The organism is Moraxella sp. ZY200743 (assembly GCF_050885545.1).
Taxonomy (GTDB): Bacteria; Pseudomonadota; Gammaproteobacteria; order Pseudomonadales; family Moraxellaceae; genus Moraxella; species Moraxella haemolytica.
Genome location: NZ_CP091313.1, coordinates 533,723 through 547,271, shown reverse-complemented (window position 1 = coordinate 547,271; position 13,549 = coordinate 533,723). Strand labels below are relative to the sequence as shown.

The window sequence follows — 13,549 nt, the reverse complement described above, 5'->3', positions numbered from 1 at the left end:
GATAAACTCCCGTTATTTACAGTATTAAGGTAAAATACTGCAAATGAACATACACAAAAACACAAGACTGCCTCCCCACCACAGGGAAGCGATTTGGACTGCTTATCACCAGAATAAGCAATCGGTAACTTCGCTAGTATTGGAGTACAAAGTATCAAGACCTACCATCTACAAGGTCTTAAAACTTGCTCGTGTTAAGTTATTAAAATCCCAAACCGGCACCAACAATCGCTTGAAACAAGCCAAACATGGCATTAAACGCTTAGCTAAAGTTGAAAAATTCATCCAAGATAAACTTAGAAAGCAAGCCAAACGCTACAACAAATCTTATCTTGGTGAAATGGTGCATTGATACCAAACGCTTACCTCTGCTCAAAGGACAAACCACAAACAGTCCTAGAGAATATCTGTTTGTTGTCATAGATGATTATTCTCGTGAACTGTATGCTGCCATACTGCCTGACAAAACCGCTTTTAGTGCAGCACAGTTTTTGGCAGAACAAATGATAGAACCGTGTCCCTACCAAATTGATGTGGTGTATTCAGATAACGGTACTTAAATACAAAGGCACCAAAGACCATGAGTTTGTTAAAGTCTGCTATGCCAACAATATTAACCAAAAATTTACCAAAGTAGGTAGACCACAAACCAACGGTAAAGCTGAACGAGTGATACGAACATTAATGGAGCTTTGGCACGATAAACACGAATTTGTCAGTAGTGAACATAGAAAGCAAGAATTAACCAGATTTCTTAATTTCTACAACACAGTTAGACCACATTCATCTTTAACTAAGAAAGATGGGACTACAGGAAAAGCTTTGACTTTTACTCCTTATGAGTGGTTAGGGTTCTATTTTGGGCAGAGTGTACATAACGGTTGAGTTTATTACAGTTTATTTTTTTAGGCAGTTTTTGTGCAACTGCTACATAATAGCGTTGATAAGCCCAAACCAATTCGCTTTAAATATACACACTCCTTTCTTTAAATATACACACTCCTTTATTGTCGCTATTTTATGGCTTTCATGATACACTATTGGTTATTTTTACGACAAATCAAACCACAAATTTGCAAGCCATGACCACCACCGACTACCAAAAAATCATTCGCCAGACCACCTTTGCATTATCCGCCCCCACCCTAAAACTTTGCCCAGCTGATACAGGCTTTGAGGTGGCATTTGCAGGGCGTTCCAATGCAGGAAAATCATCCGCCATCAATACCATCACTCACCAAAAACAGCTTGCTCGCTCATCAAAAACTCCAGGGCGTACGCAGATGATTAACTTCTTTGATGTTGGTTGTCAGCATAGTCGTATCGTTGATTTACCAGGTTATGGCTACGCTCAAGTACCAGAGGCGATGAAAATCAAGTGGCAAAAAGAGCTTGAAAACTACCTTGTGCATCGTGAAAGTCTAACAGGTCTAATTTTACTCACTGACATTCGCCATCCACTAAAATATTTTGATGAACAAATGCTTCATTGGGCAAAAGATGGTAGTTTGCCTGTGCATGTACTGCTGACCAAAGCAGATAAATTAAAGCGTGGGGCTGCCAAAACCGCACTATTGCAAATAAAAAAACAATTACAAGCTCTAGAACTACCTTTTTCTATTCAGTTGTTTTCAGCATTGAATAAAGAAGGGCTCGATGAATTGGCAGATGTATTGGGAAATTGGCTACACTTGGGGGAAAATCTGGATTTAACGGATACAGATTTGGTAAGCCAAAACATAGCAAATAATGAACTGCAAAGTAGTGATTAGAACAATGCTGGTTAAAAAAGATGGTTAAAGACAGTCAAAGATTTTTGTAAAATTATACATTCAAAGACAAATTAAACCTACCCAAATTAGACCAATAATCATTATTTACCCAAAAAAGGCAAAATACCATGACAGGCATTTTATATGTTGTTGCCACCCCCATTGGCAATCTAAACGACATGACAAAACGGGCAATTGACACCCTAAAATCGGTCGATGTGATCGCGTGTGAAGATACTCGTACAAGCTCTAAATTATTAAGTTTCTTTAACATTACCACGCCCACCACTGCCTATCACGAGCATAATGCCGACATACAGACAGCACGGCTTACCGAACGATTACAGAACGGTCAATCAATCGCCTTGATTTCAGATGCAGGAACACCGCTTATCTCAGACCCTGGGTTTAGGTTGGTTAAAGCGTGCCATGATGCGGGTGTGAGCGTCGTTCCCATTGTTGGGGCGTGTGCGGTCATTGGGGCGTTGTCTGTTGCAGGATTGCCATCTAATAAGTTTAGTTTTGTAGGGTTTTTACCCGCCAAGCAACATGGACGCAAAGAAACCTTAAGACTGTATGACTCACACACCGAGACCTTGATTTTTTATGAAGCACCACACCGCATTGTGGAGTGCCTGTCCGACATGGTGGATGTGTTTGGTGGCGAACGAGAAGTTACGCTATGCCGTGAAATTAGCAAAACCTTTGAAACAATAAAAAAATTGCCACTGGCTGATTTATTGGCATTTGTAAAAAACGATGCCAACCAACAGCGTGGCGAAATCGTGTTGGTTGTTGCAGGCAACACCCAACCAGTACAAAAAGCCGATTATGATGATTGGCTACTTGCCATTGCCAAAGAACTGCCACCAAAAAAAGCCAGTGCAATCGTGGCAGATGTGCTAGGCATTAAAAAAAGCGTGGTATATGATAGATTGCTTGAGCTACAACAATAGCTTGGTTGATATCACCAAAAACACATCATTTCTTACCTAACTTTTACAACTTAATAAAGGATACTCTTATGACCCTAAAAACCACCCTAACCGATACCATCAAGACCGCCATGAAAGCCAAAAACATGGAACAAGTCAAGGTGCTACGCAATGTGCAGGCTGTCATTAAGCAAGTAGAGATTGATGGGCAAACCGAGCTTGATGATAAAAACATATTGGCGATTTTACAAAAACAAATCAAGCAACGCCAAGAGTCCCTAAGCATCTATACCACCAATGGGCGTGATGATTTGGCACAAAAAGAGCAATTTGAGATTGATGTCATCTCTGCTTTTTTACCTGAGCAATTATCCGATGACAAACTCAACGCCATCATCAACGAGACCATTGATGAATTAGGTGCATCTGGCATGAAAGACATGGGGCGTGTGATGAATGCTGTCAAAGATAAGACCGCAGGTCGGGCTGATGCTGGCGTCATATCAGTGCTTGTCAAAAAGGCTTTGACCGCCTAACCCATCAAAACTTATGGGGTTTATTTTACAGTTTATATCAACAAAAAAAGCACACCCGTATGGCGTGCTTTTTATTGGATTTAACAACCATGAGTCTACCCATCTAAAATCTTGGCTTAAAGTCTTTTGCCATGACAATCTGTTCTTTATCGGCCTGTAACATCGCAACCAATGACTGTAGTGATTTATGAGCATTGGCGATTTTTAGTGCTTGGGCGTTAGACCGCAAAGCAGCTTCGTGTTTATCCGTCCAAAACTCAGTCCAAGAGCGAGCTTGCAATGCGTAAATGGTAGATATTTCTTGACTGCGTTCATCATGATCGCCATAAGCTTTAGATTCATAGGCTCGTTGCATGAGTTGCCACGCCTGCACATCGTGCGAAGTTTTTTTGGTTAAATCTTGCAATAATGCAATCGCTTGAGGGGCTTGCTGTGTTGCGATGAGATTTTTTGCCAAATACAATCGCACATCTCGCCGTTCAGGATAGATGGCCTGCAATGGCTTTAGTAGGCGAACCGCCTCCTCATAACGATGCTGTGCATTCAATAAATCTGCCTGCACAAGTACGAATAACAACTCATCATGAGTAAAATTACCTTCATCAAGCGTCTTTTGGGCTTGGTCATATTGACCATCATCCATGAAAAACATTGCCAGTGCCAATCTTGCCCCTTGACTTTGTTTGACATTAACCGTCAGTTCTGACAGATTTGTCTGACGAGTCAGATACTTTAGTCGCCAGTATAATAAATCAAACAGCCGAGCTTGGTTTTGCTTATCACTCATGGGCACGGTAGGATAGCGAGATGCACGAGCGGTCGCCTCAGACAATCGCTCCATCGTGAATGGGTGCGACTGCATGAAACTAGGAATAAAAACGCTTGAGGATTGATTTAAAGAAACCTGCCGGTGCAACTGATGAAAAAATCTAGGCATGGCATGGGCATCATAACCCGATTTAGATAATATCTGCTGACCTACCCTATCTGCTTCTCGCTCATGCTCTCGGCTATGAGCAGCAACACTCTCTGCCATCCCCGCTTGAGAGCCGGCCATCACAGCTAATACCGCATCGCCACCTGCTGCACTTGCCGCCAATGCTGTCAATAGCCCACCCAACTGCCACGCCAAGAGTTTTTTGTGATTATCTGCACGCTGTTCATAATGACGCTGGCTTAAATGAGCTATCTCATGAGCCAAGACACTCGCCACCTCATCTAGCCCATCTGCTGACAACACCACGCCTGTATTTAGCCCAATCACCCCACCTGGCACAGCAAAAGCATTAACCTGATTGTCATTGATGAGTGGCATGGCAATGACAGGTTGCTGTCGGACTGTTGCATTCATCTGATTTGCCATGCCATGCAACAGCTGAACCGACCACGGATCATCAACCAAAGGTATATTGGCATGAATCTGTCGCAAAGACCATAGGGCAATTTGTCGGTGATGATATTGCTCGTTAAAGCCCACACCTGCCATCAGACTTGGCGCTTTGACGGTCGTTTGTTGTCCATCATAAGCTACTGCCGGCATTATCAAGGGTATCGATAGCAAAAGCATGGCTAGGGGTGTTTTTTTCATCATGGATTCATTATAGAACGATTTGTATCATCTTACTATAAATCACCACAAAACCCAACTCCGTTATTCATCACCACAATCATCTTATTAAACAGTGCAAATCATTCTTTTTATCTTGTAAAATATAAACTCGCCCAAATATCCCATTAAACCAACCATAAAAAACCACACATAAGAACGCCTTACATGACAACCATTACTTTTACTCCATCTTTAATGCTTCAATTAACAACAGAGCAACTAACCGACATTCAGCAAGCACTCGCAGGCAAGCATAACAACATAACACTGTCCGCTTTTTTTGATGCTCGTAACTTAGCTTGCCCCATGCCATTACTAAAAGCAAAAATCGCCCTAAGAGGCGTTGCGACTGATGAGAGTTTGTACCTGATTGCCAGTGATAAGAACTCCCAAACAGACCTAGTGGCATTTTGTCAAAAACAAGGGCTATCCATAACAACTTGGCAAAGTGATGACGGCCACAATACAGCAAACTATTTTCACTTTATCATCACAAAAAAAGCTAGCGTTTAGGTCGGTTAAGCCTTACAATAGACCCAAAAGAATTTATTTGCCTAAGCACTATTTATGACAAAAAAATACAACAGCACTCATGATTATGATGATTTAGATGACATGAGTAACTTTGATGATTATAACGGTGAGTACGCCATTGATGAGATGGATGAATTGGCACTTGGCGATGGTTTTCATGTGCATGATATGGATGATTATGAAGGGCTTGACGACCATGAAGGCATAGATGATATCAAGACCATCACGCCCGCCATTCGCACCATCATTACGCATGGCGATACACCCAATCATGAAGTCGCCACCCGTGATTTAGTCCCTGCCATGCCAACACATTTGGCAGCCCCTGGCGTAAATCTTGGTGCGTACATCAATACAGTTCATCAAATTCCTATTTTGACACCTGACGAAGAAAAGCAGCTTGCTGAACGCTACTACCACGACGGCGATGTTGAAGCTGCTCGCCTGCTTGTCATGAGCCACCTAAGATTTGTGATTCATATTGCTCGCAGTTATTCTGGATACGGACTGTCGCAAGCCGATCTGATTCAAGAAGGTAATTTAGGTCTGATGAAGGCAGTAAAACGCTTTGACCCAACCAAAGGTGTGCGACTGGTATCATTTGCAGTACATTGGATTAAGGCAGAGATTCATGAGTTCGTCATTAAAAATTGGCGAATCGTCAAGGTTGCGACCACCAAAGCACACAGAAAGCTGTTTTTTAACCTAAGAAGTCTTAAAAAATCCAGCAACCAGCTCACCCAAGAAGAAGCTGAAGCCATCGCCAAAGACCTAAATGTTACCGTCAAACAAGTCTTTGAAATGGAATCTCGTTTGACCAGCTATGATGCATCATTTGAAATGCAAGACTCCGATGAAGATGATGGGAGATATGCACCACAACTGTTCTTAGAAGATGCCATTGACCCTGCTGATGTGGTTGAAGAGGCCGACTGGGAAGAAAATACCACCAGTGCCTTAAAAGAAGCCATGGAAGAGCTAGATGAGCGTTCACGAGACATCATTACCCAAAGATGGCTTGCTGACCAAAAATCCACCCTACACGACCTAGCCGCAGTGTATAACATCTCTGCCGAGCGAGTCCGCCAAATTGAAAAAAACGCCATGGATAAAATCCGAGAAGCCATGACTATAGATAGCACCATGCTAAGCGACTGACATCAAAGGTTTTGCTGACATAAGGCTGATATAAATAAATTTTGATAAAATAGCACAGTTTTTTATGATTTGGATAAAAATTGCCGCCATCAATCTTGCCATTGGCGTTGCCCTTGGTGCATTTGGTGCTCATGGACTTAAAAATTTTGCAGGTGCGTATGAATTAGGCATTTGGGATACAGCAACCTTGTATCTATTCATACACTCATTAGGTCTGCTTGCCATCGGTGTATTGAATGCTACAGGTCGCTACAAAATGACTCTGCCTGCGTATTTTTTGCAATGTGGCATCATCATCTTTAGCGGTTCACTGTATGCCATCGCTTTGGGTGCACCCAAATGGCTTGGTATGATTACGCCAGTTGGTGGCATACTTATGATTAGCGGATGGCTGATACTTGTTTTTGGCAGATTAACCGCACAATCAAACTAACAATTCACCCAATCAATCTTAACAACCAAAATCCAATAGCCATGCAAAATATCACCCTAAATGGCGAATCACTCGCCACCGATAAAGCCACCGTCCTTGATTTATTGACCGAACTGGCAATGACCGAAGGCAGATTTGCCGTTGAGATTGACGGTATGCTGATACCAAAATCACAACTTTCCAACACCGCCATCAATGATGGCATGACCATCGAGGTCGTGCAAGCGGTAGGCGGCGGCTAATTATCTTCATTCATTATAGAGTATGCCATGACCATTCGTATTGCTAGCATTCAACTAAATAGTCAGACCAACATTGATGCCAATCTTGACATCATAGGTCGTGCCATCGCCGATGTCGCACCGCACACTGACATCATCGTATTACCTGAAAATATGTGTGTCATGGGCAGACAAAACGAACTGGCTTGGCGTTTTGATGAGATTTGTAACACCCTGTCAAATCTCGCCAAAATACATCAGATACATCTGGTTGCAGGTACACTGCCATGTAATAGGCGTCATAATGGCACTGTTGTATCAGATGGCAAATACCGCCAAACCAACCTAGTTTTTGACCCAAACGGCCGTCAAATCGCTCGTTATGATAAGATTCATCTGTTTCGTGCCACCGTCAATGACAGCACAGGTAGCTATGACGAAAGTAAGACCTTTGAGGCAGGTGATGAGCTTGTGGTTGTCCCCCTAAGCATACAAGACCAAAAGATTAACTTAGGACTGATGATATGCTTTGATGTCCGCTTCCCTATGATGGCTCAAAAACTAAGAGCATTGGGAGCTGACATCATCAGCGTACCTGCCGCCTTTACTCATAAGACAGGGGAGGCACATTGGCAATTATTACTACAAGCTCGTGCCTTAGATAGTCAGTGCATGATGATTGGTAGTACGCAAGGAGGCATTCACCACATCGGTAGTAAGAGCCGAGAAACTTGGGGTCATGCAATGATGGTGGACGCTCATGGGCAAGTGATTGCCGATAGCCATCAAAGTGAAGTAGGCGAAGCGGGCTATTTGGTTGTTTATGGAGAGTTTGACAAGACCAAACAAGAGCACATCCGCCAAAGTATGCCAATCTTTAACTGTCATCGTCTTAACTAATCCAACCAAATAAACCAAAACCGCCATATGTTTAGCGGTTTTGGTTTATTTGCTAGATTGATTCTTGATGCTAATTTGACCACACCATCTTTAATATCTGTGCCACCACCCATGGCGTGATGATAATCGCCATAATACTCATTGCCCCAAGCAGTGCCAAAGTCGGCAGCCCATTTAGTCCAGTGGCATACAAATCAACCGCACCAGTAGCAAATATCAACACAGGTAACTGCATGGGCAAGGCAACAAGTGGCACAAGTACCGCACCATTTTTTAGACTCAAGGTCAAACTACTGGCAATCGCTGATAACATAAGCATGAGCGGCGAACCCACCAAAATAGACAACATGAGCATGAGCGTATCACCAAGCGGCATATTAAATAAAGGCATGGCAAGCAATGACAACAAAGAGACGGAACCTGCACTAAATACCCAATGCACAAGCAATCTGGCAAACACCCAGATTGGTAACGACGCCCCTGACACCACAAGCTGTGCTAGCGTGCCATTTTCCATATCAGCTTTAAATAGGTCATCAACACCCATCACTAGCGACAATAAAGCTGCAATCCAAATGGCAGAAGTTGCCAAGCGTAACAAGAGTGCAGGTTCAGCCCCTATTGCAAGTGGAAACAGCGTGATGATAATCAAAAAAATCATCAAAGGGAATAGCCACTGCACCGCTCCTTGTCTTTTAATATGCCACTCTCTTAGCAACATCGTAGCAAAGGCATTTTTCATCATAACGCAAACTCCGCCAAATCAAGCACACTCGTTCTTAGCTCGGTACTTTGATGGCTAGTCATCAGCACCGCACCACCCAATTTTGCAAAGTTTGCGATACGATATTCCATGCGTTTTACCATGTCAACATCAAGTGCCGTTAATGGCTCATCAAGTAACCAAAACTTTGACTCTCTAGGCGTTAAGACGAACAGGCGAGACAGCCCCGCTCTTCGCATCTGCCCTGCTGACAGCTGTACGCTAGATACATCACCCAAACCATAAAGCCCCACCTGCTCAAGAGCAAAATCTATCACTTCACGGTGTGTATCCGCCCCATATAAAGACAATAAAAACTCTAAATTTTGCCGAACCGTCAAACTACCGCTAATCCCAAGCTGATGCGACACATAAACTGGACTTACGACATCATCATGATACATCACCTGCCCACAGACAATCGGTAGCAGTCCTGCAATTTGTGATAGCAGCGTTGTCTTACCCAGTCCATTTTCACCAATCAAGTGGCATATATCGCCTGCATTAAGCGTCAAATTCACACCCTGACACAGCACAAACTCTCCACGCTGTACATCAATGGCATCAAGCGTAACAATGGGCGATTGAGTAAAAACCGTCATATCTGTCATCATTTAAAAATATGGTTAATAATACCAAAAATCCCACACAATCAAAACTGATTTATGCAATTTTAGCAATTTAGTTGATATTTGTTTTGCATAATATACCCCATTAGGCTACAATTTCACCAAAAATAACGAACGCACACATTATGAAATTCTTCAACAAGCTAAAAAATTTACTCACAAAAATACAACCCACTCAAGAGCAGACCTTAAGCACAAGCCCCCACCCCATCACCGACCGCATCACAGCATGGCTTAGTGCCCAAGACTGGCACTACGAACATCGCAAACCCAGCCCCAAGACTGATGGTCGCACACATCATGTGATTTTAAGTTTCTCGGATAATTCATTAGACTGGACCTGCGTGTTTCGCATCAATGAACAAAATCAGCTTATGGCAATGTTTGGCGTACTCACCCAGACTGTACCGCCCAGTCACTACGCACCCATGCTCATGAAAATTGCTCACACCAACTTAAACATCGCTTTTGGTAGCATAGAGCTTGACCCCACCGATGGTGAAGTGCGTGTAAAAATGTCAGTTGATGCCGAGTTTAGCACCCTAAGCGATAAGGCTCTCACCTGCTATTTGCAAGGCTTGTCTGGACTAACAGAACTGGCTTGGCGATTGCTCAACGAGGTCATGGGCGAGGTTGAGCCTAGCCCTATCGTACATGATTACCTAGAGATAGCTGATGAGACCGAATCACAAAGCGATGGTGGCTTTTTTATCCCCACCAATCAATCCCAATAAAACCATACGCACCACCAACCATTAGCCATGCCCTTTAAAATCGCCCATCACCCCGCTTTTTGCCTACCCCTGCCAGCAGGACATCGTTTTCCGATGGCAAAGTACGCATTGTTACCAAAAAAACTACTTGCTGATGACATTGCCAAACTCTCTCAATTTTTTACACCGACAATGGCAACTGTTGATGAGATTTTAACCACGCACACCGCCAACTACTGGCACGCCCTAAATACACAGACACTACCACCCAAAGACTGCCGTAAAATCGGTTTGCCGATGAGTCAAGAACTCATAGACCGTGAAAGGCTGGTTGTTGGAGCGACAATCGAGTGTGCCAAATATGCCTTGACAGATGGCATTAGCCTATCCACTTCTGGCGGTACGCATCACGCCTTTGCAGATAGTGGTGAGGGCTTTTGTATTTTAAATGATGTTTGTGTGGCAAGCCATGTACTGTTAGACCAAGGGCTTACCAAAAAGATTTTAATCCTTGACCTAGATGTTCATCAAGGCAATGGCAATGCGTCCATTATGGCGGATAATGCCAATGTCTTTGTGATGAGTATGCACGGTGAGAAAAATTATCCCTATCACAAACCCAAATTAGATTTGGATATTCATCTTGCTGATAGCATGAGCGATGATGAGTATTTGTCGCTGTTAACACAGCATTTACCCAAAGTGCTTGATGGTTTTAATCCTGATTTTGTATTTTATCAAGCAGGGGTAGATGTGCTTGCCGATGATAGGCTTGGACGGATAAACCTAACCATGAATGGGTTGTATGAGCGAGAGCGGTATGTGATTCAGACACTGTTTGACAAGGGATTACCAACGGTGGTAACCATGGGCGGTGGCTATGCCCCTGATATTGATGTGATAGTGCAGGGGCATAGTTTGGTGTTTGGGGTGGTCTGCGATGTATTTAAATCGCTTGTTTAATCAAGCTCATAATATATTCTTTATGGTGATTATTGTTAACTTTTAATTCATAATCCCCTAATCCGTGATGCCCAATATTACTAACATCACGAGAAAGTCCTTTTTCGTCTTTTAAGGTACCAGCTTTAAGATTGATCCATATTTTTAGACCATTTCTTAAGACATAAATAGAACAAAAATTAGACTGTGTTTTAAAACCAATATACAATTTGGTTGCTTTACTCTCAATACCATCTGCCAAATTTAAAATAGCCGATTTAAATTCTTGATAAAGTTCTTTGATTTCATCGGGTTTATTGATTAAATGATCTTCTTCATCATAAGTTTTTACCTCTTTGATAATATTGGTAAGTTCGTTTTTATCGCCAGCTAAATTAGACTTAATCTGTTTAATACTAGGGGCAGATTTGCTTTTGGTAATTGGGTTGATAAATACGATATCGTCAAAGCGTTTGATTTCCCAAAGTTCAATAGCAAAATCTTTAAAATTAGTGGATTGTTTTTGATCCTCACTGAAACTTGGAGCAACAAAGATAATTTTACTTTGCGACCAATCCACATCATCTCGCTTTAAATTTTCATTTAAACTTTCATTATATTCAATAATAAATTCAGCCTTGTATTCTAGCATCAAACTAAGATAAGAAACCCCTTGGTCTACCACGCTATAATTTTTATCTCGTTTATATTCAATAATCACAAAACTGTTATTTTCTGGGTCATATGCTAATGTGTCAATGCGTCTATTTTTAATGCTAAATTCGGATTTGACAAAAATCAATTCACTAATTTGGGATAAATTAGTTTCGCATAAGGTTTGAATTTCCTTTTCTAACAAAAAGGGTGTTTCAGATAAAGGAGTTAAGTTTGTATTTTGTAGATGAAATAGATTCATTGGGTGCCTTGAATAATTTTTTAAGCAAAGATAATGATTGGTTTTACACAATAATCGGCTCTCAATCATACTACAAAACAACATAGCATAAAAGTGTTTTATGCAAAACACCTTGATATCATGTACTTGCACAGGGGTATAGAGTGGTGTTTGGGATGGTAAAAGACTTAATGGCAATCAAATCACACTAATCTGCTCACGAATTTTTTGTTTGAATTCATTTTTTAGGCTTGGCGTAATGGCTTGATAACGCTTTTTTGACAATTCCAAAAACTATCATCCTGCTCAATGCCAATATAACTCCTGTCCAATAGTGTACCTGCAGTGTCCGTTACGCTCTATAATAGGGATAATACTTTTAATCAGAAGCATCATGAAATTCCACCAAAACAAAATCGCCCCAATCTAGCACAACCTCTTCATTTTGATAAGATTTTTGTACGACCTGAATGGCTTCGTCAATATTATTTGCTTGTATCTCGACAGTTTTTGATAAAGTTTCTTGAATTTGTATTTTATAAGTTTGCATTTTTTACCTTTTTATATTGACCACGAGAGACAAATTCAATTAGCTCTTTATCTCTCAATAATTGTAATTGCTGTCTAATTTTATCTTTGATAAAATTATTGCTTGGATATTTTGTTTTTAATATTTGCTCAAAAGAATAAACATCATTTAAACTAAAATTATCTTTTGGTATACTGTCTATACACATCATTATATCCAATATCCAACCTCTTGCCTCTGTATTCTTTGTACGAATAAATAAGGTATTATTAAATTGTTCTTTTACCAGAGTTTGATTGATGATTTGTGAGTTTTTGACTAAAAAAATTTTGCCAAAATCTGCAATATTAGATATATCAATATTGCACCCAACCCAGCCTGCACGCCTTGCATTAGCCGATAAAGGCTTTCTTTTAATGATAATATTGGAAGTAAAAAATTGTTTTGGTATAATCAAAAAATCATTAACACACCACTGTTTATCATAAGTTAAAAAGAAAAAGTTTGGATTATTATCAGCATTGATACGCTCTATCATTGTTGCATAAGCACCATCTGTTATCATAGTTGGCAAGCGACCGTTTTTACTTTTTAGCTCAAATTCCTCAAAACAATTTTGACAATAAAAATCAGCCACAGGGCGATTATTTGCAAATTCAGATAATGGTAAATTTCCGCACTTGAGGCAATATGAGTTATATAGAACCCAATTTTCAGTTAGAACTCTTGCAATTTGCGTTTTACTACTGTATCCATTTGCTAAGTTTGTATTAAGATATAAATTCATTGCTATATAACCACCCTAAATTATTTTTATATTTTATAGTATGATTATTGACCAAATCTTATCTAATTGTATGCCGTTTAATTGCTATTACAATTTGCCAAGTTAAACTATAAAATGTCCCATTCTATCATCAATTACAGTTATTGCTTATTTTGTCATTTAAAAGTTACCATTGGCAAACAAATAAGATGCT

General features: G+C 40.9%; 19 protein-coding genes. 13 read left to right on the top strand and 6 right to left on the bottom strand.

Annotated elements, in window-relative coordinates; all coding sequences use genetic code 11:
- The first annotated feature begins 43 nt into the window (after positions 1-43).
- The 6 genes from L3D27_RS02590 (at position 44) to L3D27_RS02565 (ending at position 3,243) form a co-directional block, all read left to right on the top strand.
- Complete coding sequence (locus L3D27_RS02590; protein ID WP_432481466.1) at positions 44-352, top strand: hypothetical protein; 309 nt, start codon at positions 44-46, stop codon at positions 350-352.
- Positions 336-560: a DDE-type integrase/transposase/recombinase gene (locus tag L3D27_RS02585; RefSeq protein WP_284674118.1), complete on the top strand. Its 225-nt coding sequence runs from the start codon at positions 336-338 to the stop codon at positions 558-560. Before L3D27_RS02590 ends, L3D27_RS02585 begins: the two co-directional genes overlap by 17 nt.
- Positions 532-885, top strand: coding sequence for an integrase core domain-containing protein (locus L3D27_RS02580; RefSeq protein ID WP_432481465.1), 354 nt, complete (start codon positions 532-534; stop codon positions 883-885). Before L3D27_RS02585 ends, L3D27_RS02580 begins: the two co-directional genes overlap by 29 nt.
- Before the next feature lie 197 nt (positions 886-1,082).
- Positions 1,083-1,772: a ribosome biogenesis GTP-binding protein YihA/YsxC gene (yihA, locus tag L3D27_RS02575; RefSeq protein ID WP_432481464.1), complete on the top strand. Its 690-nt coding sequence runs from the start codon at positions 1,083-1,085 to the stop codon at positions 1,770-1,772.
- Between the two features lie 128 nt (positions 1,773-1,900).
- Positions 1,901-2,728 (top strand): 16S rRNA (cytidine(1402)-2'-O)-methyltransferase, encoded by an 828-nt coding sequence (gene rsmI, locus L3D27_RS02570; RefSeq protein WP_432481463.1) that lies wholly within the window; start codon positions 1,901-1,903, stop codon positions 2,726-2,728.
- Between the two features lie 68 nt (positions 2,729-2,796).
- A complete protein-coding gene (locus L3D27_RS02565; protein ID WP_432481462.1) occupies positions 2,797-3,243 on the top strand; it encodes a GatB/YqeY domain-containing protein in 447 nt (148 codons plus the stop codon).
- A 103-nt stretch (positions 3,244-3,346) separates the two neighbouring features.
- Here the strand turns inward: L3D27_RS02565 and L3D27_RS02560 are convergent, their stop codons facing one another.
- Complete coding sequence (locus tag L3D27_RS02560; RefSeq protein WP_432481461.1) at positions 3,347-4,834, bottom strand: M48 family metalloprotease; 1,488 nt, start codon at positions 4,832-4,834, stop codon at positions 3,347-3,349.
- Between the two features lie 183 nt (positions 4,835-5,017).
- Here L3D27_RS02560 and L3D27_RS02555 point away from each other — a divergent pair, with 183 nt between their 5' ends.
- From L3D27_RS02555 to L3D27_RS02535, 5 genes are all read left to right on the top strand, one after another.
- Complete coding sequence (locus L3D27_RS02555; protein WP_284674113.1) at positions 5,018-5,365, top strand: sulfurtransferase TusA family protein; 348 nt, start codon at positions 5,018-5,020, stop codon at positions 5,363-5,365.
- 324 nt (positions 5,366-5,689) lie between these two features.
- Complete coding sequence (rpoH, locus tag L3D27_RS02550) at positions 5,690-6,544, top strand: RNA polymerase sigma factor RpoH (protein WP_284674558.1); 855 nt, start codon at positions 5,690-5,692, stop codon at positions 6,542-6,544.
- 67 nt (positions 6,545-6,611) lie between these two features.
- The gene (locus L3D27_RS02545; RefSeq protein ID WP_284674557.1) at positions 6,612-6,977 is read left to right on the top strand and encodes a DUF423 domain-containing protein; all 366 of its coding nucleotides are present in this window, start codon (positions 6,612-6,614) and stop codon (positions 6,975-6,977) included.
- 41 nt (positions 6,978-7,018) lie between these two features.
- Positions 7,019-7,219 carry a sulfur carrier protein ThiS gene (thiS, locus tag L3D27_RS02540; protein ID WP_284674112.1) on the top strand — a complete coding sequence of 67 codons (201 nt, stop codon included), beginning with the start codon at positions 7,019-7,021 and terminating at the stop codon, positions 7,217-7,219.
- Positions 7,220-7,246: 27 nt separating this feature from the next.
- Positions 7,247-8,098, top strand: a complete 852-nt coding sequence (locus L3D27_RS02535) for a nitrilase-related carbon-nitrogen hydrolase (protein WP_284674111.1) — start codon at positions 7,247-7,249, stop codon at positions 8,096-8,098.
- 70 nt (positions 8,099-8,168) lie between these two features.
- Here the strand turns inward: L3D27_RS02535 and L3D27_RS02530 are convergent, their stop codons facing one another.
- Complete coding sequence (locus L3D27_RS02530) at positions 8,169-8,843, bottom strand: heme exporter protein CcmB (protein ID WP_284674110.1); 675 nt, start codon at positions 8,841-8,843, stop codon at positions 8,169-8,171.
- Positions 8,840-9,463, bottom strand: a complete 624-nt coding sequence (gene ccmA / locus L3D27_RS02525) for a heme ABC exporter ATP-binding protein CcmA (protein ID WP_432481460.1) — start codon at positions 9,461-9,463, stop codon at positions 8,840-8,842. The genes L3D27_RS02530 and ccmA overlap by 4 nt, the downstream gene beginning before the upstream one ends.
- A 152-nt stretch (positions 9,464-9,615) precedes the next feature.
- Here ccmA and L3D27_RS02520 point away from each other — a divergent pair, with 152 nt between their 5' ends.
- A complete protein-coding gene (locus L3D27_RS02520) occupies positions 9,616-10,224 on the top strand; it encodes a YbjN domain-containing protein (RefSeq protein ID WP_432481459.1) in 609 nt (202 codons plus the stop codon).
- Positions 10,225-10,251: 27 nt separating this feature from the next.
- Complete coding sequence (locus tag L3D27_RS02515) at positions 10,252-11,166, top strand: histone deacetylase family protein (protein ID WP_432481458.1); 915 nt, start codon at positions 10,252-10,254, stop codon at positions 11,164-11,166.
- Here L3D27_RS02515 and L3D27_RS02510 read toward each other — a convergent pair.
- From L3D27_RS02510 to L3D27_RS02500, 3 genes are all read right to left on the bottom strand, one after another.
- Positions 11,150-12,061 carry a DUF5655 domain-containing protein gene (locus L3D27_RS02510; protein WP_432481457.1) on the bottom strand — a complete coding sequence of 304 codons (912 nt, stop codon included), beginning with the start codon at positions 12,059-12,061 and terminating at the stop codon, positions 11,150-11,152. The genes L3D27_RS02515 and L3D27_RS02510 overlap by 17 nt on opposite strands.
- A 358-nt stretch (positions 12,062-12,419) precedes the next feature.
- Positions 12,420-12,590 carry a DpnD/PcfM family protein gene (locus L3D27_RS02505; RefSeq protein ID WP_432481456.1) on the bottom strand — a complete coding sequence of 57 codons (171 nt, stop codon included), beginning with the start codon at positions 12,588-12,590 and terminating at the stop codon, positions 12,420-12,422.
- Positions 12,577-13,356: a DpnI domain-containing protein gene (locus tag L3D27_RS02500; RefSeq protein ID WP_432481455.1), complete on the bottom strand. Its 780-nt coding sequence runs from the start codon at positions 13,354-13,356 to the stop codon at positions 12,577-12,579. Before L3D27_RS02500 ends, L3D27_RS02505 begins: the two co-directional genes overlap by 14 nt.
- Between the last annotated feature and the right edge of the window lie 193 nt (positions 13,357-13,549).